The organism is Falsiroseomonas stagni DSM 19981, from assembly GCF_900114315.1.
Classification (GTDB): Bacteria; Pseudomonadota; Alphaproteobacteria; order Acetobacterales; family Acetobacteraceae; genus Falsiroseomonas; species Falsiroseomonas stagni.
Map to the genome: position 1 here is coordinate 150990 of NZ_FOSQ01000009.1, position 21276 is coordinate 172265.

22 protein-coding genes are annotated in these 21276 nt (G+C 71.2%); 14 read left to right on the forward strand and 8 right to left on the reverse strand.

Annotated elements, in window-relative coordinates; genetic code table 11:
* Positions 1-104: 104 nt before the first annotated feature.
* The 4 genes from BM041_RS20820 to BM041_RS20835 are packed head-to-tail and all read left to right on the forward strand — an operon-like array spanning position 105 to position 3665.
* Entirely contained in the window at positions 105-824 is a 720-nt protein-coding gene (locus BM041_RS20820) for a DUF1028 domain-containing protein (protein ID WP_092961822.1), read from the forward strand.
* Between the two features lie 13 nt (positions 825-837).
* The gene (locus BM041_RS20825) at positions 838-2046 is read left to right on the forward strand and encodes an MFS transporter (RefSeq protein ID WP_092961823.1); all 1209 of its coding nucleotides are present in this window, start codon (positions 838-840) and stop codon (positions 2044-2046) included.
* Between the two features lie 31 nt (positions 2047-2077).
* Positions 2078-3037: a Gfo/Idh/MocA family protein gene (locus BM041_RS20830; protein WP_092961824.1), complete on the forward strand. Its 960-nt coding sequence runs from the start codon at positions 2078-2080 to the stop codon at positions 3035-3037.
* Positions 3027-3665, forward strand: coding sequence for a histidine phosphatase family protein (locus tag BM041_RS20835; RefSeq protein WP_092961825.1), 639 nt, complete (start codon positions 3027-3029; stop codon positions 3663-3665). Before BM041_RS20830 ends, BM041_RS20835 begins: the two co-directional genes overlap by 11 nt.
* Positions 3666-3672: 7 nt before the next feature.
* On the opposite strand, the gene BM041_RS20840 is transcribed toward BM041_RS20835, so the two are convergent.
* Complete coding sequence (locus BM041_RS20840; protein ID WP_092961826.1) at positions 3673-4851, reverse strand: 4-hydroxybenzoate 3-monooxygenase; 1179 nt, start codon at positions 4849-4851, stop codon at positions 3673-3675.
* 141 nt (positions 4852-4992) lie between these two features.
* Between BM041_RS20840 and BM041_RS20845 the strand changes: the two genes are divergently transcribed.
* From BM041_RS20845 to BM041_RS20860, 4 genes are all read left to right on the forward strand, one after another.
* Positions 4993-5742 (forward strand): SDR family NAD(P)-dependent oxidoreductase, encoded by a 750-nt coding sequence (locus tag BM041_RS20845; protein WP_092961901.1) that lies wholly within the window; start codon positions 4993-4995, stop codon positions 5740-5742.
* Positions 5730-6197 carry a TNT domain-containing protein gene (locus BM041_RS31480; protein WP_245762202.1) on the forward strand — a complete coding sequence of 156 codons (468 nt, stop codon included), beginning with the start codon at positions 5730-5732 and terminating at the stop codon, positions 6195-6197. Before BM041_RS20845 ends, BM041_RS31480 begins: the two co-directional genes overlap by 13 nt.
* Positions 6198-6262: 65 nt before the next feature.
* Positions 6263-6637 carry a hypothetical protein gene (locus BM041_RS20855; RefSeq protein WP_092961827.1) on the forward strand — a complete coding sequence of 125 codons (375 nt, stop codon included), beginning with the start codon at positions 6263-6265 and terminating at the stop codon, positions 6635-6637.
* A gap of 89 nt (positions 6638-6726) precedes the next feature.
* A complete protein-coding gene (locus BM041_RS20860) occupies positions 6727-9432 on the forward strand; it encodes a calcium-binding protein (protein WP_092961828.1) in 2706 nt (901 codons plus the stop codon).
* Positions 9433-9499: 67 nt separating this feature from the next.
* Here BM041_RS20860 and minE read toward each other — a convergent pair whose 3' ends face one another.
* From minE to BM041_RS20880, 4 genes are all read right to left on the reverse strand, one after another.
* The gene (minE, locus tag BM041_RS20865; RefSeq protein ID WP_092961829.1) at positions 9500-9790 is read right to left on the reverse strand and encodes a cell division topological specificity factor MinE; all 291 of its coding nucleotides are present in this window, start codon (positions 9788-9790) and stop codon (positions 9500-9502) included.
* A complete protein-coding gene (minD, locus tag BM041_RS20870; protein ID WP_092961830.1) occupies positions 9787-10605 on the reverse strand; it encodes a septum site-determining protein MinD in 819 nt (272 codons plus the stop codon). Before minD ends, minE begins: the two co-directional genes overlap by 4 nt.
* Positions 10606-10673: 68 nt before the next feature.
* Positions 10674-11447 carry a septum site-determining protein MinC gene (minC, locus tag BM041_RS20875; RefSeq protein ID WP_092961831.1) on the reverse strand — a complete coding sequence of 258 codons (774 nt, stop codon included), beginning with the start codon at positions 11445-11447 and terminating at the stop codon, positions 10674-10676.
* A 172-nt stretch (positions 11448-11619) separates the two neighbouring features.
* Positions 11620-12585 carry a Bug family tripartite tricarboxylate transporter substrate binding protein gene (locus tag BM041_RS20880; protein WP_092961832.1) on the reverse strand — a complete coding sequence of 322 codons (966 nt, stop codon included), beginning with the start codon at positions 12583-12585 and terminating at the stop codon, positions 11620-11622.
* Between the two features lie 75 nt (positions 12586-12660).
* Here BM041_RS20880 and BM041_RS20885 point away from each other — a divergent pair, with 75 nt between their 5' ends.
* The 6 genes from BM041_RS20885 to BM041_RS20910 all read left to right on the forward strand — a co-directional run bounded on the left by BM041_RS20885 (position 12661) and on the right by BM041_RS20910 (position 18573).
* Positions 12661-13563 carry an ABC transporter substrate-binding protein gene (locus tag BM041_RS20885; protein WP_092961833.1) on the forward strand — a complete coding sequence of 301 codons (903 nt, stop codon included), beginning with the start codon at positions 12661-12663 and terminating at the stop codon, positions 13561-13563.
* Positions 13560-14018, forward strand: coding sequence for an acyl-CoA thioesterase (locus BM041_RS20890; protein ID WP_245762203.1), 459 nt, complete (start codon positions 13560-13562; stop codon positions 14016-14018). Before BM041_RS20885 ends, BM041_RS20890 begins: the two co-directional genes overlap by 4 nt.
* 72 nt (positions 14019-14090) lie before the next feature.
* Complete coding sequence (locus BM041_RS20895) at positions 14091-14906, forward strand: hypothetical protein (RefSeq protein ID WP_092961834.1); 816 nt, start codon at positions 14091-14093, stop codon at positions 14904-14906.
* A gap of 54 nt (positions 14907-14960) precedes the next feature.
* On the forward strand, positions 14961-16787 hold the full coding sequence (locus BM041_RS20900) for a heavy metal translocating P-type ATPase (protein WP_092961835.1): 1827 nt from the start codon (positions 14961-14963) through the stop codon (positions 16785-16787).
* Positions 16784-17746, forward strand: a complete 963-nt coding sequence (locus BM041_RS20905; protein ID WP_092961836.1) for a D-2-hydroxyacid dehydrogenase family protein — start codon at positions 16784-16786, stop codon at positions 17744-17746. The genes BM041_RS20900 and BM041_RS20905 overlap by 4 nt, the downstream gene beginning before the upstream one ends.
* Complete coding sequence (locus BM041_RS20910) at positions 17743-18573, forward strand: alpha/beta hydrolase (protein WP_092961837.1); 831 nt, start codon at positions 17743-17745, stop codon at positions 18571-18573. The genes BM041_RS20905 and BM041_RS20910 overlap by 4 nt, the downstream gene beginning before the upstream one ends.
* A 4-nt stretch (positions 18574-18577) precedes the next feature.
* Here BM041_RS20910 and BM041_RS20915 read toward each other — a convergent pair whose 3' ends face one another.
* Genes BM041_RS20915 through BM041_RS20925 form a run of 3 tightly spaced genes read right to left on the reverse strand, consistent with a single transcriptional unit; the run spans position 18578 to position 21259 of the window.
* Positions 18578-19639, reverse strand: a complete 1062-nt coding sequence (locus BM041_RS20915; RefSeq protein WP_092961838.1) for an alpha/beta fold hydrolase — start codon at positions 19637-19639, stop codon at positions 18578-18580.
* A 47-nt stretch (positions 19640-19686) separates the two neighbouring features.
* Entirely contained in the window at positions 19687-20022 is a 336-nt protein-coding gene (locus tag BM041_RS20920) for a hypothetical protein (protein ID WP_092961839.1), read from the reverse strand.
* Between the two features lie 37 nt (positions 20023-20059).
* Positions 20060-21259: a Zn-dependent hydrolase gene (locus BM041_RS20925; RefSeq protein ID WP_092961840.1), complete on the reverse strand. Its 1200-nt coding sequence runs from the start codon at positions 21257-21259 to the stop codon at positions 20060-20062.
* Between the last annotated feature and the right edge of the window lie 17 nt (positions 21260-21276).

Consider the following 21276-nt stretch of genomic DNA (forward strand, 5'->3'; position numbering starts at 1 on the left):
TCCTCCCGGCGTTGAACTTCGCCGCAAAATGGCCGCAGACCCCCTGGCGCGCAACGGCACTTCGGCCTGTAGTCTGCGCCCTATTCTAGAGTCGGAACCTCGCCATGACCTGGTCGGTCGTCGCCCATGATCCGGAGACTGGCGCCTTCGCCGTCGCCGTCACCACCTGCGCCTTCGCTGTCGGTGCCTCCTGCCCCTTCGTCCGATCGGGCGTCGGCGCCGTTTCCACCCAGTCCATGACCAACCGCTACCTCGGCCCCGCCGTGCTGGACGGCATGGCGCGCGGCCTGTCCCCCGCCGCCGCCATCGAAAGCGCCCTGGCGGCGGATGAGGGCCGGGGCCTGCGCCAGATCCACGCCGTGGACCGCCACGGCCGCAGCGCCGCCTATACGGGGAAGAACTGCGTGGAATGGTGCGGGGATGTGACCTCCGCCCATGTCTCCTTCGCCGGCAACATGCTGGCCGGCCCCGCCGTGCTGGCCGATACCTACGCCGCCTTCGCGGCCAACCACGACCTCAAGCTGGCGGAGCGCCTGCTGGCGGCCCTCGATGCCGGGGAAGCCGCGGGCGGAGACCGCCGCGGCCGCCAATCCGCCGCGCTGGTGCTGACGACGACGGAGGATTTCCCGGACCTCTCCATTCGCGTCGATGACCACCCGCTGCCGCTGGTGGAACTCCGCCGGCTTTACGACATCTGGAAGCGGGAGCGCGCGCCGCATCTGCGTGAACAGCCCTCCAAGTCGCGGCCCTCCGGCATCACGGACCTCGACATCATCGAGGGCCGCTGGATCCGCCAGGGCCTCGACATCCGGCTGAGGCGCTGACGGCGACAGCGGGATGAAGGCCTGGGTCGCGGCGCTGTCGGCCACGCTGCTGATGCAGACGGTCGGCAGCTTCCTGAACCAGGTCATCCCCGTGGTGGCGCCGCTGATGATGAACGACCTCGGCCTGCCGCCGCAGACCGTGGGCAATTTCTCCTCGCTCAACACCCTTGGCGCCATAGCATTTCTTCTGTTCGGCACGCCGCTGGTGGCGCGGCACGGGCCGCTGCGGATGATCCAGGCGGGTGCGGTCATCGGCAGCGTGGCGCTGGTGGTGGCCTCCCTCGGCCATGCCTGGCTGATGCCGCTGGCGGCGCTGCTGCTGGGCTTCGGCTACGGCCCGACGGGGCCGGCCGGCAGCCGCATCCTGCAGCAGCACGCGCCGAAGCGGCACCGCGTGCTGATCTTCTCCATCAAGCAGGCGGGTGCGCCGGCGGGTGGCGCGCTGGCGGGTTTCCTCGCCGCGCCGCTGGCCGCCGCCTTCGGCTGGCAGGTGGCGATGTGGGTCGCGATCGGCATCGCGCTGTGCTGTGCCGCCTGCATCCAGCCGCTGCGCCCGGCCCTGGACGCGGAGCGTGACGAGACGCGGAGCTGGCGGGAGAGCCTGACCATCCGCCGCCTGCTGGTGCCGCTGGTGGCGCTGCGGATGCACCCAGTGCTGCCGCCCCTCACGCTCCAGGCCTTCGCCTTCGCCGGCCTCCAGGGCAGCCTGTTCAGCTTCACCGTCACCTGGCTGGTGGAGGAGCATGGGATGGGCCTGCCCGCCGCCGGCAGCATCTTCGCCGCCATGCAGCTGGCGGGCGTGACCGGGCGCCTGGTGCTGGGCTGGGCGGCGGACCGCCTCGGCGATGCCACGCGCAGCCTCGCGCTGCACGGGCTGCTGGCGGCGGGGCTTTCGGCGCTGTGGATCACCTTCGGCGCGGGCAGCCACTGGCTGGTCGCCTTCCCGCTGGCGATCCTCTCTGGCTTCACCGCGGCCAGCTGGAACGGCATCTTCCTGGCGGAGGTCGCCCGCGTCTCGCCGCCCGATCGCGTGGCGGAGGCATCGTCGGGCGCCATCCTGCTGTGTTTCCTTGGCTACCTGACGGCCCCCACCGCCTTCGCCTGGGCGGTCACCGCCACCGGCAGCTGGCGCCTGCCCTTCCTGACGGCCTGCGGCGTGCTGGCGGTGGTTTCCTGCATCGTCTTCGTGATGCGGGCTGGACGCGACGCCACGGCGCGTTAAAGCCCTGCACATACTGGGAAGGATGGGGCAGATGGCGGTCAGGCTCGGCATCGTCGGCTTCGGCATCATGGGCGAACGCCTGCTGGGCGCGGCGCGGACGCATGCGGAGGTCACGCCCGTCGCGGTCTGGGACCCATCCCCCGACGCCGCCACGCGCCTCGCCTCCATCGCGCCGGGGCTGCCGATGCTGCCCAGTGCGGAGGCGGTGATCGCGGCCTGCGACGCGCTCTATATCGCCTCGCCCCCCTCCTCCCACATCCCCCATGCCGAGGCCGCCTTCGCCGCCGGCCGCGCCGTCTTCCTGGAAAAGCCCCTGGCGAGCGACCTGCCCGATGCCCGCCGCTTCGTCGCGGCGGCCGAGGCCTCCGGCGCCCGCGCCGCCGTCAACTTTCCGATGGCATCGTCGCCGGCCGTGGCGCAGCTTTCCGCCTGGCGCGGGGAGATCGGCAGCCCGCGGACCCTGTCCATCACAGCCGATTTCGCCAATTGGCCGCGCGCCTGGCAGATGGGCGCTTCGTCCTGGCTGGCGAAGCGCGCGGATGGCGGCTTCACGCGGGAGGTGCTGTCCCACTTCCTGTTCCTCACGCGCCGCCAGCTCGGCGCGCTGACCCTGCTCGACCGCGACGCGACCTTTCCGGACGGCGATGGGGCGGAGACGGCGGTGCGCGCCACGCTGATGGCCGGCGACACGCCCGTGGCGCTGCGCGGCGGCGTCGGCACCACCACGGCGGATGAGGCGAATGAATGGCGCCTGTCCTGCGAGGGCGGCAGCATCCGCCTGCGCGACTGGTCCTTCGCCGAGAAGCGCGACGCCGACGGCAGCTTCCGCCCCGCGCCGGACGCGCTGCCCAATGCGGAGATGCGCCCGATGGTGCTGCGCGGCCAGCTCTCCAAGCTCGCGGCGCTGACGCAGGGCGGGCGCGTCGACCTCGCCACGCTGCGGGAGGCGCTGGAAGTGCAGGAGATCGTCGAGGCGATCCTTGCGGGCTGACCGCCGCGCCGTCCTGGCCCTGCTGCTGGCCGCCTTCCCCGCCGCCGCGCAGCCACGCCTGGTGCCGACCACGGCGGAAACGCCGGAGGGCGCCGCGCTGGTCGCGCGGCTGCGCGAGGGCGGGCTGGTGCTGTTCTTCCGCCATGCCGACACGCGGGGCGAGAATTGCGACATCAGCTTCCGCATCGGCGACCGCCCCGGCCAGCGCAACATCTCCGCCAGTGGCCGCGCGCAATCCGCGCTGATCGGGCAGAGGCTGCGCGACCTCGGCATCCCGCTCGCGCAGCCGATCCTGGCCGGCCCTGTCTATCGCGCGCGGGACACGGCGGAGCACGCCTTCGGCGCCGTGGAGGTCACGGACAGCCTGCTGGCCGATGACTATGCCGGGGCCCGCCTGGCCTGGGTGGTGGCGGAACATCGGCGCCTGTTCGGGGAGGCGCCACCCCCCGGCACCAACCGCGTCCTGGTCGGCCACCGGACCCCCGCCATCATGGTCTTCGGCGACCCCGTCGCCGGCCGCGCCTTCCCGGAGGGCGCCGCGCTGGTCATCGACCCGCGCGGCCCCGCCATCCTCGGCATCCTGGAACTCGCGCCGCTGCCCGGCGGCGGTTTCCATCAGTGCGGCTGATGCGCCCTCACACCTCGTAGGGCAGGCCGACGTAGTTCTCCGCCAGCGTCGTCATCGCCGCCTTGCTGGTCGAGACATATTGCAGTTCCGCCACCTGCACGCGGTGCTCGAAGGGGTCGTTGCCGTCGAAGCGGTGCAGCATCGACGTCATCCACCAGGAGAAGCGCTGCCCCTTCCATATGCGGCGCAGGCAGATGTCGGAGTAGCGGTCGAGGAGATCCGTCTCCCCCTTCGCGAAGAAACGCTCCAGCCCGCGCGCCAGCACGCGGATATCGGCGATCGCCAGGTTCATGCCCTTGGCGCCGGTGGGCGGCACGATGTGGGCGCTGTCACCAGCCAGGAACAGGCGGCCGTGGCGCATCGTCTCGCACACGAAGCTGCGCATGGGCGTCACGCCCTTCTGGAAGATCTCGCCTTCCTCCAGCTCGGACCCGACGCCGAGGCGCCGGTGCAGCTCCTCCCAGATCCGCGCATCCGGCCATTCCTTGATGTCTTCCTCCGGCGTGCATTGCAGATAGAGGCGGGAGACGCTGTTGGACCGCATGGTGGCCAGCGCGAAGCCGTCGCGGTGGCGGGCATAGATCAGCTCCTCCGACACCGGCCTCGATCGCGACAGGATGCCGAGCCAGGCGAAGGGATAGATGCGCTCGAAGATCTGCAGATCCGGGATGGCGGGGCGGCAGATGCCGTGGAAGCCATCGCAGCCCCCGATGAAGGCGCAATCCAGCACATGATCCTTGCCATCATGCCGGAAGGTGATGCGCGGGTTGTCGCTGGTGACGTCATGCACCGCCGCATCCTCCACATCGAAGAGGATCGCCGGATTGCCGGAATGCGTGCCGGCGGCGAGACGCGCGGCGATGAGGTCCTTCACCACCTCCTGCTGCCCATAGATCGTGACCACGCGGCCCGTGAGGTCCGTGACCGGGATGCGATGGCCGATGCCGTCGTAGCGCAGCTCGATCCCGTGATGGACCAGGCCCTCCCGGTGCAGGCGATCCGCGACGCCGGCTTCCGTCAGCGTGTCAACGCTGCCCTGTTCCAGCAGACCCGCCCGCACCCGTTCCTCGACGTAGGAGCGGCTGCGCGCTTCCAGCACCACGCTGTCGATGCCCTGGAGGTGGAGGAGATGCGACAGCAGCAGCCCCGCGGGGCCCGCGCCGATGATGCCTACCTGGGTGCGCATGGGGAAACCTCCTGACTGTTATGAAGCATAACGATTGAGCGTATCATGCCCCATTCCGCCGGCGCCGTCACGGCCCCCTTTCGCAGGGATCGGTTCCGGCCGAAGCTGCCCGCTGGCGCGGCTTTCACGGAGGAATCGGGCATGGCGGATCGCAAGGTGGCGGTGGTGACGGGCGGCGCGCGGGGCATCGGCCGCGGCTGCGCCCATGCGCTGGCGGAGCGCGGCTTCGACCTGGTGCTGGTGGATCTGCTGGCGCCCGAGATGGCCAACACCAAGGCCGAGCTGGAAGCCATGGGCCGCGCCTGCCTGACCTTCGAGGCCGATGTCGCCGACCACGCCCGCGCCAAGGAAATCGCCGCTTCCGTCGAAGCGGAATGGGGCCATTGCGACGTGCTGGTGAACAACGCCGGCAAGTCCAACCCGCGCACCATCATGGAATGCCCGGAGGAGGAGTTCGACCGCACCATCGCGATCAACCTGAAATCCTGCTTCAACTACATCCAGGCCTTCGTGCCGCTGATGCAGAAGGTGGGCGGCGGGCGCATCGTGTCCATGTCCAGCCTCAATGCCCATACCGGCGGCGTCACGAGCGCGGTCAGCAAATTCGCCTATGCCAGCGCCAAGGCCGGCATCCTCGGCATGACGCGCGCGCTGGCCAAGGAACTCGGCCCCGACATCGCCGTGAACGCCGTATGCCCGGGCGTGATCGAGACGGAGATCGGCAACACCCTGACCCGGTCGCGCGGCGCGGAATTGGCCAAGAAGATCGCGCTGGGGCGCGTCGGCAAGCCGCAGGACGTGGCGCGCGTCGTCGCCTTCCTGGCGGCGGAGCAGCCGAACTTCATCACCGGCCAGCACATCGTCATCGATGGGTTCCAGTGGGAGATCTGACCCTGCGCCGTGCCGTGCTGCTGCTGGCGCTGGCGGCCTCCGCCTGCGCCGGACCGCCACCCCTGCCGCCGGGCGCGCGGCCCGATTTGGCGCGGGAATGGGTGACGCCGCAGGGCTATCGCTGGCCGCCCGACAACGGCTTCGGCGAACGCGCCACCTACCTGGTGCTGCCGCCGGGGATGCTGCTGGACCGCTTCGGCCAGGATAATGGGCGCTTCTTCAGCCCGCGGGGCGCCGCCTTCGGCGCCCGCGCCCTGCCGAGCGACTGCGCGACCCTGCCCTACCGCGTCTATCGGGTGCAGGCGCCGCTGCTGGCCCGCGTCGGCTACGCCCTGCCGTGGTTCGGGGAGCCCGGCGGCGCGACGCAATTGCTGACGGATGCCTCGGCCGAACAGCTTCTGGCGGATGGCACGCTGGTGGCGGTGCCCGGCGGGGAAGCGCCCTGCCCGCGCTGAGCGGACCCGTCGCCTGGCGCCAGCCCGCCTGGCTCCTGGCGCCCGCATTCGTTCTGGCGCTGCTGGTGCTGCCGCAGCTGGTGATCGGGGATTGGGAACTCTGGGCCGGTGCCATCAGCACCTGCGCCGCCCTCGGCGCCGCGGCCGCGCTGTTGCATGCGCGGCGCAGCGCGGTGGTGACGCGGATCGGCATCCTGAAGCGCTTCGCCATGGCCGGACTGGTGCTGAGCCTGGCGGGTCCGATCGCCATCTCCGCCGCGCTGGGCTGGCGGGAGGATGGGCCGGAGGCCGCGCTGGAACTGGCCGGTCATGCCGTCTTCCTCGCCCCCCTGCTGGCGATCTACGCCGTCCCGCCAGCCAGCCTGGCGGGGCTGGCGGCAGGCTGGCTGCTGTTCGTTCCGGCCCCCCTTCAGGCAGGCGGGCCTGTCACGACCCCGTGAGGGCTCGCGTCCCACCCTGTCCCCCCCCCACACGGTCGATACCCTCCGTTAACCATTCAGGCCGTTAACCATTCGGGGTATCTGACATCATGGCCACGCTGATCGGCGGCAACGCGGCGGACACCCTCGCCGGCATCGGTGCCGACCACGACATCATCTTCGGCCAGGGCGGCGCGGATACGCTGGTCGGCGGCGCGGGGCGGGATACGCTGGCCGGCGGCGACGGCGATGACCTTATCCTGGGCGGGCTGGAGGCGGACCGGCTGAGCGGCGGCGCCGGCAACGACACCTTCCGCTTCGCCAGCGCCGCGGAGATGGCGGGCGACATCATCGGCGATGCCAGGCCCGGGGACAGGCTCGACCTGTCCTTCGCCGCCGGCTTCACCTTCATCGGCTCGGCCGATTTCTCCGGCGCCGGCAATGAGATCCGCGCAATCCGCGTGACGCTGGAGGATGGCTCCACCGCGCTCAGCCTGCAGACCGCGGATGCGACGCTGACCCTCGCCGGTGGCGTCTATGTCGCGCCGGCAGGCGGCGGGGTCTTCACCATCCTCGCCAACCGCGTGATGAACGGTACAGCCGGGGCGGACACGCTGGATGCCGCCGGTGGCGCCGATACGCTGCGAGCGCAGGGTGGCGATGATGTGGTGCGCATGGGGCTGGCCGGCGGCGCCGCCTTCGGCCAGGACGGCGCGGACACGCTGCTGGGCTCCGACGGCGCGGACAGCCTCTCCGGCGGCGCGGGCGCCGACAGCATGAATGGCAATGCCGGCGCCGACACGGTGATGGGCGGCGATGGCGATGACCGCCTGTCCGGCGGCACGGAGGCCGACCTGCTGGTGGGCGGCACCGGGGCCGACACGCTGACGGGCGATCTGGGCGACGACACGCTGGTGGCGGGCGATGCGGGCAGCGTGCTGAGTGGCGGCCGCGGCGCGGACCGGCTGGAAGCCGGCGCCGGCGCCGATACGCTCAGCGGCGGGTCCCATGACGACCGCTTCGTCTTCGGCAGCCTCGATTCCTTCGGCGGCGACCTGATCACCGATGCCGAGGGCGGGGACCTCATCGACCTCTCCGCCATGGCGGGCTTCCTTCGCCTGGTGCGCGGCGGCTTCACCGGCCAGGCGGGGGAGGTGCTGGTGACCGGCACCGGCATCACCATCGACATGGATGGCGACGCCATCGCCGACCGCCAGATCACCATCACCCAGCCGCGCGGCATCCTGTCCCTGGATGAGGTGACGCAAGGCAGCCTGGTATTCGGCTACAGCCTTCCCGTCACGCTGCCCGGATCGGCCGCCGATGACCTGATCGTCGGCAGCAATGGCGCGGATGCGATCAGCGGCCAGGCGGGGCATGACACGCTGCTGGGCGGGTTTGGCGCCGATACGCTGTCCGGCGGCGCGGGTTCCGACAAGCTGGTCGGCGGCGACGGCGCGGATGTGCTGATGGGCGGCGAGGGGCGCGACCTGATCGTCGTCGGGGCCGGCGATACGGTCAGCGGCGGTATCGGCGCGGATCGATTCGTCCTCGGCGAGATCGCGAGCGCGACCATCGCGGATTTCGCGCTGGGCGACGTGCTGGATCTCTCCTTCCTGTCGAGCCTGTCCTTTGTCGGCACCTCCGCCTTCTCCGGCATGGCCGGCGAGGTCCGGCTCTACCGGTTCGGGCTGGAGATCGACCGGGATGGCGACGGGGTCGGCGAGACGTTCATCAATGTGGGCAACGGCGACTTCACCCTGGCAGAGACGGCGCCGGGAAGCCTCGTCTTCCAGGTCGCGCGGGCGTTGCGCAACGGGTCGGCCAATGGCGATCTGCTGGCCGGCACGGACGGCTACGACCATCTGCGAGGGCTCGGCGGCAATGACACGCTGACCGCAGGGGATGGCGACCTGCTGCAAGGCGGCCTCGGTACCGACCGCTTCGCCATGACGATCACGCGCGTCTCCTCCACCCCCGTCACCGCCACCATCCTGGACCTGGCGGTGGGAGAGACCGTGGCGCTGGACTTCACGCGCCAGGAGGGCCTGACGTCAACGAACGTGCCGGTCTATCGCGGGCTGGACGGCTTCACGGGGTTCGAGGGCTGGCAGGTCGTGCTGCTGGACCATGTGTGGGTCGATGGCACCTACATCCTGAAAGGGCTCGCCATCGACAGCACCTCCGACCGGGTGGCGGACCACATCATCGACCTGTCCGGCTTCAACGGCGCCTTCACCGCGACGGTGACGCAGACCGGCGCCTCGACCTTCACCCTGTCCCTGGTCGCGACAGGCACGGAGCACCTGCTGGTCGATGGCGATGGGGCGGGCAACGCGCTCTCCGCCGGCACCGCCGGCGATACCCTTCGCGGCCAGGGCGGCGCGGATACGCTGCTCGGTGGCAATGGCGCCGATGCGCTGGATGGCGGCGCGGGCAATGATTCGCTGGTTGGCGGCGCGGGCAACGACGTGCTGTTCGGCAGTTCGGGCACGGATCGGATGACCGGGGGAGAGGGACCCGACACCTTCTTCTTCAACGCCCCGCATTCGCGCCCCGGCGCGCTGCGTGACGTGATCACCGACTTCGATGCCGATGACGGGGACGTCATCGACCTGCGCCGGATCGACGCGAACCCCGATATCGACGGTCGCCAGCCCTTCGCCTTCATCGGCGACGCCGCCTTCAGCGCCGCGGGCCAGGCGCGCTACGCCAACGGGCTGCTCCAGCTGGACTGGACGGGCGATGGCCTTGCCGATTTCGAGGTCGAGCTTCTGGGCGCGCCCTCCCTGCCGGAGGGGTACCTGCTGGCGTGATCCGCTACCCGGCCCCTGGACGCAGGGGCCGGGACGTTTCCCTCAGGCGCTTGCGCGCCGGGTGCCCTCAGGCGCTCGCCCGCCTGCCGCCCTGGGCGCCGGGGCCGGGCAGGTCGATCTCGATCGCGAGCGTGGACATGTCCCCGCCACGGTCGAGCGAGACGTTCACCCGCCCCGGATCGATCGAGACGTAGCGCGCCACCACGGCCACGATCTCCTGCTGCAGCTTCGGCAGGAAATCCTCACGCGTCCGGCCGATGCGCTCATGCGCCAGCACGATCTGCAGCCGTTCCTTCGCCTGGGATGCCGTCGCCGGCTCCGGCTTGCGGCTGCGGAAGATATCCGCGAGCCAGCTCATGCCGCCCTCCCCCCGAACAGGCGGGAGAAGATGCCCTTCTTCGCGGGTTCCAGGAAGCGGTGCTCCACCTTCTCGCCCAGGAAGCGGGAGACAGCGTCCTTGTAGGCCTGACCGGCGACGCTTTCCTGGTCCATGATCACGGGGTTGCCCGTGTTGGATGCCTTCAGCACGCTCTCGCTTTCCGGGATCACGCCGAGCAGCGGGATCGCCAGGATCTCCCGGATGTCGTCGAGCTTCAGCATCTCCCCCTTCTCGACCCGGGCGGGGTCGTAGCGGGTGACCAGCAGGTGCTCCTTCACCGGGTCGCGCTTCTCCTCCGCCCGGCGGGACTTGGATTGCAGCACGCCGAGGATGCGGTCGCTGTCGCGGACGGAGGAAACCTCGGGGTTCGTCACCACGATCGCCTGGTCCGCGAAATAGAGCGCCATGAGCGCGCCCTTCTCGATGCCCGCGGGGCTGTCGCAGAGGATGTAGTCGTTGTCCTTCGACAGCTCCTCGATGATCTTGCCGACGCCTTCCTTGGTCAGCGCGTCCTTGTCCCGGGTCTGGGAGGCCGGGAGGATCTGCAGGCAATCCACGCGCTTGTCGCGGATCAGCGCCTGGTTCAGCCGCGCCTCCCCGCTGATGACGTTGACGATGTCGAACACCACGCGGCGCTCGACACCCATGATGAGGTCGAGGTTGCGGAGCCCCACATCGAAGTCGATCACGACCGTCCGCTTGCCCCGCTGCGCGAGGCCCGTGGCGAAGGCGGCGGATGACGTGGTCTTGCCCACCCCTCCCTTGCCCGATGTGACGACGATGACTTCCGCCATGCTGACCCCCTGCCCTTCTTCTCTGCCCGGCGCGCCCGCGGGCGCTGCCACGATTGACGAAAACCCGCTCAGCCGAGCGGGTCGAACCGCATATGCTCACCGACCAGCCGCGCCATGACGGCCTTGCCGATCGGTGCCTCCCCGAGCCCTTCCCGCACCGCGTAGTAGCCGGCGATGGAGACGAGTTCGGGGTCGAAATGCTGCGCGAAGACGCGCGCATCGGCGTTGTCCTGCCCGCCGGCGATGGCGCGGCCCAGCAGGCGGCCATAGACGTGGATGTTGCCATCCGCGATCACTTCCGCGCCGCGGTTCACCGTGCCGACGATGATGAGGTCCGAGCCCTGCGCCCAGATCCGCTGGCCGGCGCGGACGGGCTGGTCGATCACCATCGCCGCCTGGGCGATGCCCTGGGGCTGCGGCTCCGGCGGGGGCGCCTGGTAGACCGGCGGCGGCGGCGGCGGCGCGGCGGAGGGCGCGGGGAGCGGCACCTCCTCCTCCTTCGCGCCGACCATGCGCAGCGGCGGCAGGCCGGCGCCCTGGGCTGCGACGCGCATCTCCGGCGTGCCGCCGACGGTGCCGATGGGCACGATCTCGATGGCGCGGAGCTGCTGGACCAGGCCGACGAAATCGACCTCATGCGGGCGGGCCTGGATGTCGTCCAGCCCGACCACGATGGGGGCGAAGCGCAGGAAGCCGGGCGCGCGGCGGAACTGGTCGCCCAGCGCGGGCACCACGGCCTCCACGCGATGATCCAGCAGCCGCATCACCAGCAGATTGAAATTGGCCCCGCGCAGCCTGAAGGGCTCGAGGCGCGGCGCGGAAGGGCTGGGCGCGAAGGACATCGCGGCGGGGGGTTCCTCAGGACAGGGGGCTTGGCGCCGGGGGGCAGCGCGCGGCCATCCCCACCCTATAGCCGCGCCCCCGGGCGGAGCGAAGCCTTCTCGCGCCGCCATGACGGAATAGAGACGATAGGCGCGCGATGTTCACACGCGCCCTGAGGTGCGAATCGGGCGGTCAGCCCGGCCGGATTCCGAGATCCCGCACCAGCCCGCCCCATTTCGCGACCTCGATCGCCAGATGGGCCCGCGCTGCCTCCGGCGAGGGATCGGCGAAGGCATCGACGCCGGCCGCGGCCAGCTTCGCCTGCACCCCGGGGTCCCGCAGCGCCCGGGCGGCGGCATCGGCGATGGGGCGCAGCACGGCGTCCGGCATATTGGCCGGCGCATACATCGCCTGCCAGGCGGAGGCATCGTAGCCCGCCACCCCAGCCTCCGCGAGCGTCGGCAGCTGCGGCAGCATGGTGGATCGCTGCGCGCTGGTCACGGCCAGGCCGCGCACCCGTCCATCGGCCATCAGCGGGCCGAGCAGCGTCTGGCTGTCGATCATGAAGTCGACGCGCCCGGCCGTGAGGTCCGCCACCGCCTGCGGCGTGCCGCGATAGGGCACCACGGTGAAGTTCGCGCCCGTCAGCTTGCGCAGCAACTCGGCCGCGAGGTGGGAGGAGGCGCCGATGCCCGCCGTGCCGAAATTGGCCTCTCCGTTGCGGGACCGCAGCCAGGCGAGGAAGGAGGGCACATCCGTCGCCGGCACGCCGGGATGCACCGCCACCACGAAGGGCTGGCGCGTCACCAGGGCGACGGGCGCGAAGCTCGTGATCGGGTCGAAGGGGAAGTTGCTGTAGAGCGCGGCCATCGCGGCATGGCCGACGCTGCCGACCAGGATGGTGTTCCCGTCCGGCGCCGCGCGCGCCACGGTGGTCGCGCCGATGGTGCTGCCCGCGCCGCCCTGGTTGTCGATCACCAGCGGCCGGCCGAGCGTGATGGTCATGTGCTCCGCCAGGATGCGCGCGACCACATCGGTCAGCCCGCCGACCGCGAAGGCCACCACCACGCGCAGCGGCCGCGGCGCCTGCGCCGATGCCCCCTGCGCCAGCATCGGCGTGGCGAGCGTTCCCAACAGCAGGCGGCGCGACATCATCATCAGGGTGGGCCCTCTTTTCCGGCAGGCGCCAATGATGTCACATCGCGCGACAACTTACAGCAGGACGCCGGGCCCATGAACACCATCACGCTGCAGGAGCCCTTCCGCGCCCTGTTCTACACGCCCTTCTACGCCGCCATCGCGCGGGGCGATTTCGCGGCCGCCGGCGTCGATGTCACCCTCATCACGGTGGGGGAGCCTGACCGCGCCGTGGCGAACCTGCTGTCGGGCGCGGCGCATATGGCCTGGTCCGGGCCGATGCGCGTGATCCGCGACCATGCCGCGAATCCGGACAGCCCGCTGGTCAGCTTCGGCGCGGTGGTGATGAAGGACCCCTTCCTGCTGGTCGGCCGCGGACCAAAGCCCGGCTTCACGCTGCGCGACCTCCGCACCCATTCGCTGGGCGTGGTGAGCGAGGTGCCGACCCCCTGGTGGTGCCTGCAGCGGGACCTGCTGGAAGCCGGCATCGACCCGGCGGCGCTGGAGACGGTGCAGGGCCGGACGATGGCGGAGAATGCCGATGCGGTGGCGGCCGGCACGCTCGGCCTGGCGCAGGTGTTCGAGCCTTTCGCGACGATGGCGGAGGCGAAGGGCTGCGCGGTCTGGCATGCGCAGGCGGACCGGGGCCCGACATCCTACACCGCCTTCTACGCGACCCGCGCCATCCTGGCGGAGCGCCGCCCGGCCATCCTCGGCATGATCCGCGGCCTGGCTTCCATGCAGCGCTGGCTGCAGGGCAGCGATGCCGCGACCATCGCCGCGACGGTGGCCCCCTTCTTCGCCGGCATGGACCGCGCGACGCTGGAAGGCGGCATCGCGCGCTACAGGAAGCTCGGCCTCTGGGCGCCCACCCCCTTCTTCCCGCGCGACGCCTATGAATCGCTGGAAGCCTCCATGCTGCGCGCGGGCGCCATTCCCGCCGCGCCAGGCTATGATGCCTGCATCGACAACGCCGTGGTGCAGGAGGCGCTGGGGTGACGAAGGCGCTGCCGAGTCGCGCGGACTACCGCTACTTCCTGGCGATCCCGACGCGCTGGATGGACAACGACATCTACGGCCACGTCAACAACGTGACCTACTACAGCTATTTCGACACGGTGGTGGCGCGCTTCCTGCTGGGGGAAGGCGCCATCAACCTGGTGGACAGCCCCGTCATCGGCGTGGTGGTGGAAACGCAATGCCGCTTCCACGCCCCCATCGCCTTCCCAGAGGAGATCACCGCCGGGCTGCGCGTGGAACGCCTGGGCAATACCTCCATCCGCTACGGCATCGGCATCTTCAAGGGCGAGGAAGTGGTGGCCAGCGCGGAAGGCCATTTCGTCCATGTCTATGTGGACCGGGCGACGCAGCGCCGGCCGACGCCGTTGCCTGACCGGCTTCGTCAGGCTGCGTCGGGAATTCTCGTTACTGGGACGGACGACACCAACCAATAGTTGCACCCATCCAGCCACCTCGCCTAGGATTTGGCAGGACCTGGGAGAATGCGTCGTGGCACGCGCGCCGGCATGAGCATCATCGGTACGCAATCGCCCTGGCGCCTGGGCGTTCGCACCGCCATGCCGCCGGGGGAACCCATCCTCGGCATCCGTGCCCTGCCCTACCGCGCCGAGGGCCAGCCGGGCATGCTGCCGCCGGTGGCGGGGCTTGTGGTGAAGGCCGTCGGCATCATCGGCGCCCGTCCGGAATGGGATCCGGCATCGGGCCAGACGCGCTTCACGGACCTGCCGCCCGGCCCCCGCCGGATCGTGGTGACGGACCCGGAGCGCCGCTACCTGCCCGCCGCGCTGATGGTGGATGTGCCGGATCGCTACCCCCTGCGCCCCACCGCGGGCGGTCCCGGCATCCCCGTGCCGACCCACCCCGTGCGCCGCACCGTGCTGCTTCGCCCGGCCCCCGGCCGCGCCATCCCGACCGGCATGACTGCCGTCATCGGCACGCTGCGCGATGCGGCCGGCCGCAGCATCGCGCTCGCCCGCCTGGCCGCCAGCACCGATGCGGGGCTGATGCGCGTCGTCACCTGGACGGATGAGGCCGGCGGCTTCGCCCTGCTGCTGCCGGACAGCGAGGCCGGTGCCTCCCCCGCCACCTGCACCCTTGTCGTCCACACCCCCACGGCGCGCCTGGCCGGCGCCCTGGCCGCGGATCCGCTCGGCGCCCTGCCCGCGGATCTCGACCAGCAGGACCCGGACGGGCCGCACAGCCTGTTCGACCGCCGCAGCGTCGCCACCCTCGCCCCGGACGGCACGGTGCCGGCGGCAGCGCCGGGCGCCCTGCCGCTGCGCCCCGGCCGCACCATCCGCTGGGATCTCCTCGCCGCCTGATCGCTGGCCCGCTGGGGGCTGGACACAGGCGCCATCCGGCGCGACCCATGCGGAATGGATGAAATCGCGAAGCGGCGCCTCCTGATCGCCGCCGGCACGGGGCTGGCGCTGGGCCTCGCGCTGCGGCTCGCCGGCCTTGCCACGCTGTCATCCCTCTCGCTCGGCGCGGGCACCGCCGTGGTGCTGGTGGCGCTGCTGGTGCAGATCGCGCGCAGCATCGCCCGGCGGGACTTCGCGCTGGATGTCGTCGCGGCGCTGGCCATGGCCGGTGCGCTGGCGCTGGGCGAATGGCTGGCCGGCGCGGTGGTGGCGCTGATGTTCGCCGGCGGCCAGATGCTGGAAGCCCGCGCCAGCGCCCGCGCACGGCGGGAGATGACGGCCCTGCTGGCCCGCCAGCCCCGCACCGCGCTGCGCCAGGACGCCTCAGGGCTGACGGAAATTCCCATCGAGGCCATCCGCCCCGGCGACCGCCTGCTGATCCGCAAGGGGGAGGTCCTGCCGGTGGATGGCCGGCTGGAAGCCCCCGCATTGCTGGATGAGGCCGCGCTGACCGGCGAGCCCTTGCCCGTCTCCCGCCCCGCCGGCGATGCCGCGCGCAGCGGCGCCACCAATGCGGGGGAAAGCCTGGTCCTGCTGGCGCTGCGCCCGGCGTCGGAGAGCACCTATGCCGCCATCGTCCGCCTGGTGGAGGGTGCCGCCGCCGCCAAACCGCCCATGGCCCGCCTGGCGGAGCGCTGGTCGGTCGCCTTCCTCGTCGCGACGCTGACTCTGTCCGGCCTCGCCTGGCTGCTGACAGGCGATCCGGCCCGGGCGCTGGCCGTCCTGGTCATCGCCACCCCCTGCCCGCTGCTGCTGGCCGTGCCGGTGGCGCTGGTGGCGGGGATGAACCGGGCCGCGCGGGCGGGCGTGCTGGTGAAGTCGGGCGCCGCGCTGGAACGGCTCGCCAGCGTGTCCATCCTGGTGATGGACAAGACCGGCACGCTGACGGAGGGCCGGCCCCGCCTGGTCGCCATCCGGCCCGCGCCAGGGATGGCGGAGGGCGAGCTTCTGCGCCTGTCCGCCGCGCTGGACCAGGCCAGCGGCCATGTGCTGGCCGCGGCGCTGGTGGCGGCGGCGCAGGAGGCCGGCCATGCGCTGCCCCTGCCGGAGGAGGTGCGCGAGGAGGCCGGCGCGGGGCTCTCGGGCCGGGTGGAAGGCCGGGCCATCGCCATCGGCACGCGCGGCTTCGTCGCCTTCCACGCGCCCCTGCCGGAGGCCGGCGCGCATGAACCCGGCACCGCCATCGTCACCGTCGCCATCGATGGCCGCTTCGCCGGCAGCCTGCTGTTCCAGGATGCGCTGCGCGCCGATGCGCCCGCCATGGTCGCCGCCGCGCGCCGCGCCGGCATTTCCCGGGTTGTGTTGCTGTCGGGCGATGCGGAAGCGCCGGCCCAGGCGGTGGGGCGCCAGGTCGGCGCCGATGCCGTCTTCGCGGATCACGACCCCGCCCGCAAACTCGCCGTGATCGAGGCCGAGCGCCGGTCGGGCCGCGTGCTGATGGTGGGGGATGGGGTGAATGACGCACCCGCCCTCGCCATGGCCGATGTCGGCATCGCCATGGCCGCCCGGGGCTCGGCGGCGCCCGGGGAGGCCGCGGATGCCGTGGTGCTGGTGGACCACCTGGACCGCGTCGCCACGGCCTTGTTCGCCGCGCGCCGGGCGCAGGCCATCGCGAAGCAATCCGTCGCCATCGGCATCACGCTGTCCATCCTCGGCATGGTCGCGGCCGCGCTGGGGTATCTCAGCCCCGTGCAGGGTGCTTTGATCCAGGAGGGCATTGACGTCGCGGTCGTGCTCAACGCATTGCGCGCACTCGGTCCGGGTAGGGATGAAACGACATGACAGCACTGACGAAGATCGCGATCCTCGATGACTACCAGGGCGTCGCCCTGTCCATGGGCCCGTGGGACCGCCTGCCCGCGGGGGTCGAGGTGACCGTCTTCCGCGACACCATCAAGGACCAGGATGCGCTGGTGGCGCGGCTGCTGCCCTTCGATGCCATCCTGGCAATGCGCGAACGCACCCCCTTCCCCGGCGCGCTGATCAAGCGCCTGCCCAACCTCAAGCTCCTCATGACGACCGGAGAGCGCAACCGATCGCTCGACATCGCCGCCGCCCATGCGCAGGGCGTGACGGTGTGCGGTACGTCGTCCAGCGGCGCGCCGACGGTGGACATCACCTGGGGCCTGATCCTGAACCTGATGCGCGACCTGCCGGCCCAGGCCGCGAGCCTGCGCGCCGGCACCTGGCAGACCAGCGTCGGCACCGCGGTGGGCGGGCAGACGCTCGGCATCCTCGGCCTCGGCAAGCTCGGCACCGCGGTGGCCAAGGTCGGCCAGGCCTTCGGCATGAAGGTCATCGCCTGGTCCACGAACCTGACGGCCGAGGCAGCCGCCGCCGTCGGCGTGGCGCGCGTCGAGAAGCAGCAATTGTTCGCGCAGTCGGACGTGGTGTCCCTGCACATGATCCTGTCGGATCGCAGCCGCGGCATCGTGGGCGCGGCGGAACTCGCCGCCATGAAGCCCAGCGCCTTCATCGTGAACACCAGCCGCGGCCCGTTGATCGACCAGGCCGCGCTGATCGCGGCGCTGAAGGAAGGGCGCATCGCGGGCGCCGGGCTCGACGTGTACGACGAGGAACCGATCCCCGCGACTCATCCGCTGATGTCAGCGCCGAACGCGCTGCTGCTGCCGCATCTCGGCTATGTCTCGAAGCAGAATTACGGCGCCTACTTCAAGGGCGCGGTGGAGGTGATCGAGGCCTTCATCGCCGGCAACCCGATCCGCGTGCTGGCGCCATGAAGGCGCTGCCGGATTTCTGGGCGACCGCCAGCCAGGCGGATCGCGACCGCGCCTACAACAACGCGGAAGCGGTGGCGGACAGCCCGGCCCTGATCGCGGAGCGCGATGCCGCCGCCGCCGCCTTCCGCGCCGCGCATCCCGGCCACCTGGACCTGGCCTTCGGGCCGCATGAGCGGGAGGCCTGGGACCTGTACCCCGGCCGCGACGCGAACGCGCCCTGCCTGGTCTTCATCCATGGCGGCTACTGGCAGCGCAACCGGCGGCAGGATTTCTGCCACCTGGCGGAAGGCGTGCTGGCCATGGGCTGGTCCGCGGCCTTCTGCGGCTACACCCTGGCACCGGAAGCCAGCCTGACCACCATCTGCTGGCAGGTGAACGCGGCGCTGGACTGGCTGTCGGCGCATGGCGCGGAACACGGCATCGCGGGGCCCATCGTCGCCTCCGGCTGGTCCGCCGGCGGGCATCTGACGGCGATGGCGCTGGAACATCCGGCGGTGACGGCCGGGCTCGCCATCTCCGGCGTCTTCGACCTGGAGGCGATCCGGGAGACCTACCTGGATGCCGCGCTGAAGCTGACGGGCGACGAGGTCCAGAACCTGTCCCCCGCCCGCCGCCCGGTGGTGATGAAGCCGCTGGCCATCGCCTATGGCGCGGCGGAGCTGCCGGAACTGGTCCGCCACAGCCGCGATTTTCATGAGCTGCGCAGCGCGGCGCAGGCGCCGGGGCCGCTGGTGCCGATCCCCGGGGCCGATCACTTCCGGGTGCTGGAGGCGCTGCGCGTGCCCGGCGGCAGCCTGGTGAGGATTGCCGCCGCCTTGCTCGACTGACCGCCTATGGCAGCGTCGCCATGAAGCGGCGCAGATCCTCCGCCCAGAAGCGCGCATTGCCGGTGGTGCCGTGGCCCAGCGTCTCGGCACTCGCCGGGATCAGCAGCAACTGCCCGTTGGCCACGCGGCGCATGGCGGCCTGCATGAGGCCGGTCTCCGGCGGGTTGCGTTCGTCATCGGCGGCATTGATGGCGAGCACCCGCGCCTTGATGCGGTCGAGCCGCGGCTCCGGGTTGTAGTCGCGCGACGAATCCCACTGCCAGATGAAGTCATTGGCGTCGGCGGGCGGCGGCGCGGCCAGGCGCTGGTCGATGATCCGGTCCGCTGCTTCCCGCGTCGGCGCGATGGAAGCAAGGTTCAGCGTGCCGCCATTGGTGCCGGTGGCGTAGACGACATTGGCGAGGCCGAGGCTGGCGGGCTGCTGCGTGTAGAAGCCGTTGGCATAGGCAGGGTCGCGGCGGACCGTTTCCACCAGCAGGCGCCGCATCATCCAGTTGCGCGCGGACATCTGCGTGGGCTGCGACGCCATGGGCACGATCGCGTCCATCGCATCCGGGAAATTCGTGCCCCAGACCCAGGCATGCATGCCACCCATGGAATTGCCGATCACGAGCCGAAGGCGGCTTATGCCCAAGCCCTCCGTCACCAGCCGGTGCTGGGCCAGCACCATGTCGTCATAGTTGTAGCGCGGGAAATTGCCGCGCAACCCGTCACTCGGCTTGGTGGTGCGGCCGGTGCCGATGGCGTCGGGGATGATGATGAAGTGGCGCCGGGCATCGAGCGGCTGGCCTTCCCCGAACAAGGCCCCCGCGAAGGCCGGCGTCAGCATGCTGCGCGCGGACCCCGCCGTGCCGTGCAGCACGAGCACGGGGATGCCGGAGGGATCGCCGACCGTGGTGTAGCCGATGCGAAGCTCCGGCATCACATCGCCGGTGTGGAAGCGGAAATCGCGTGCCACCCAGTTGCCGTCGCGCGGCGCGGGGTAGTCCGCAGCCAGGGTCGGGGTCGCCGCCATTGCCAATCCGATCATGAGCGCGGCGCGCCGCGCGAAACGCAGGCTGTCCATGGGTCGTTCCTCCGGAAGGCTTCTTGTGAGCGAAGCCTAACGGAGTTTCACGGCGCGCGGATATAGGCGAGGAACACAAGGAAACTCGCCGCGCCCAAGGCCACATGCAGGGCGAGCACCGCGCCGCCACCCCGCCGCAGCCAGCGGAAGGCGCCATAGCCCCCCGCCAGCGCCAGCACGACGAGCAGCGGCGGCACCAGCGCCGGCATCGGCCCCGGTGGCCCCGCCACGACGCGCGTCGCCACAACCGCCAGCGCCACGATCGCCGCCACCAGATGCGCCGTCACCACCCAGCGCTTCCGCGTGCGCGTCAGGTAGTGGAAGCCTGCCAGCGCCCCCAGGGCCAGCGTGGCCAGCAGCGCGACGATGCCAAGTGTGTTCATGGACCCATCCCTCCGCTGCGCAGATAGGCCCGCGCCATCAGCCTGCCAGGTAGCGCGCCGCGCCTTCGGCCAGGACCTCGACGCACAGCGCCAGGTCTTCCTCCTTGGTATCCTCGCTCCAGTGGTGGCTGATGCCGCCGATGGAGGGGCTGAACAGCATCGCCGCCGGCATGCGCTTCGCCAGATACTGTGCATCATGCCCGGCGCCGGATGGCATGTGCCGCCAGGCACCCGGGGCGAATTGTTCGGCCGCACCCGCCAGCGCCGCCTGCATCGCGGGATCGCAAAGCGCGGGCTTCGACAGGCTCATCGCCTCCAGCACCGTGGTACAGCGTTCGCGGCGGTTGCTTTCCTGCACGCAGGCTTCGAGGCAATGGGCCATGCGGGCCAGCACCGTCTCCTCCACGTCACGGAACTGGAACAGCACTTCCGCCTTGCCGGGGATGATGGAGGAAGCACCGGGATCGAGCGCGATGCGGCCGCAGGTCCAGGTGCTGCGCGGGCCGCACACCATGGGCATGCGCTCATCCAGCATGGCCAGCAGGCGCACGGCGGTCAGGCCGGCGTCGCGCCGTTCCGCCATGGTGGTGCCGCCGGCATGGTCCTGCATGCCGGTGATGGTGATGCGGTACTGCCAGATGGCGACGATGCCCGTCACCACGCCGACGCGCTGGCCGGAGCCCTCAAGCTGCGTCCCCTGCTCGATATGGAGTTCGAGAAACCCCTTGTGCCGCCCCGGCTCCATGGCGATGCGCGGCAGGCCCGCCAGCCCCGCTTCCTGCAAGGCCTGGCGCAAGGGCTTGCCGTGGTAGCGGTTGGTCAGGCGGTCGATTTCCGCGTCGGAAAGTTCGCCGATGAAGGACCGGCTGCCGATGAAGCCGCCATAATGCCCTTCCTCATCCGCCCAGGCCGCCACATCCACCGGCAGCCCGGCACGGGCCAGCGCCACGCCCGCCATGACGCCCAACGCGCCATCCAGCCAGCCCGCGTAGTTCTGGCTCTCGATATGGCTGCCGACCAGCAGATGCGGCCCGGCGCTCTGGTGGCGGCCGATCACATTGCCGATGCCGTCCATGGTGGGTTCCAGCCCGCATTCGCGCATCCGCTCCATCAGCCAGCGGCGGCTTTCCATGTCCTCCGGCGAGAAGGTCGGCCGGTGCACGCCGGTCTTGTAGGCGCCGATCTGCCGCAACTCGTTCAGGTCGGCGAGGAAGCGGGCGGTATCGACCTTCGGCATGGCGTGCGGGAACCCGT

Bases quoted from the DNA above. Each gene is read 5' to 3' on its own strand.
- BM041_RS20820 (WP_092961822.1), top strand. From the start codon at position 105: ATGACCTGGTCGGTCGTCGCCCATGATCCGGAGACTGGCGCCTTCGCC.
- BM041_RS20825 (WP_092961823.1), top strand. From the start codon at position 838: ATGAAGGCCTGGGTCGCGGCGCTGTCGGCCACGCTGCTGATGCAGACG.
- BM041_RS20830 (WP_092961824.1), top strand. From the start codon at position 2,078: ATGGCGGTCAGGCTCGGCATCGTCGGCTTCGGCATCATGGGCGAACGC.
- BM041_RS20840 (WP_092961826.1), bottom strand. From the start codon at position 4,851: ATGCGCACCCAGGTAGGCATCATCGGCGCGGGCCCCGCGGGGCTGCTG.
- BM041_RS20845 (WP_092961901.1), top strand. From the start codon at position 4,993: ATGGCGGATCGCAAGGTGGCGGTGGTGACGGGCGGCGCGCGGGGCATC.
- BM041_RS20860 (WP_092961828.1), top strand. From the start codon at position 6,727: ATGGCCACGCTGATCGGCGGCAACGCGGCGGACACCCTCGCCGGCATC.
- minE (WP_092961829.1), bottom strand. From the start codon at position 9,790: ATGAGCTGGCTCGCGGATATCTTCCGCAGCCGCAAGCCGGAGCCGGCG.
- minD (WP_092961830.1), bottom strand. From the start codon at position 10,605: ATGGCGGAAGTCATCGTCGTCACATCGGGCAAGGGAGGGGTGGGCAAG.
- minC (WP_092961831.1), bottom strand. From the start codon at position 11,447: ATGTCCTTCGCGCCCAGCCCTTCCGCGCCGCGCCTCGAGCCCTTCAGG.
- BM041_RS20880 (WP_092961832.1), bottom strand. From the start codon at position 12,585: ATGATGATGTCGCGCCGCCTGCTGTTGGGAACGCTCGCCACGCCGATG.
- BM041_RS20885 (WP_092961833.1), top strand. From the start codon at position 12,661: ATGAACACCATCACGCTGCAGGAGCCCTTCCGCGCCCTGTTCTACACG.
- BM041_RS20895 (WP_092961834.1), top strand. From the start codon at position 14,091: ATGAGCATCATCGGTACGCAATCGCCCTGGCGCCTGGGCGTTCGCACC.
- BM041_RS20900 (WP_092961835.1), top strand. From the start codon at position 14,961: ATGGATGAAATCGCGAAGCGGCGCCTCCTGATCGCCGCCGGCACGGGG.
- BM041_RS20905 (WP_092961836.1), top strand. From the start codon at position 16,784: ATGACAGCACTGACGAAGATCGCGATCCTCGATGACTACCAGGGCGTC.
- BM041_RS20910 (WP_092961837.1), top strand. From the start codon at position 17,743: ATGAAGGCGCTGCCGGATTTCTGGGCGACCGCCAGCCAGGCGGATCGC.
- BM041_RS20915 (WP_092961838.1), bottom strand. From the start codon at position 19,639: ATGGACAGCCTGCGTTTCGCGCGGCGCGCCGCGCTCATGATCGGATTG.
- BM041_RS20920 (WP_092961839.1), bottom strand. From the start codon at position 20,022: ATGAACACACTTGGCATCGTCGCGCTGCTGGCCACGCTGGCCCTGGGG.
- BM041_RS20925 (WP_092961840.1), bottom strand. From the start codon at position 21,259: ATGCCGAAGGTCGATACCGCCCGCTTCCTCGCCGACCTGAACGAGTTG.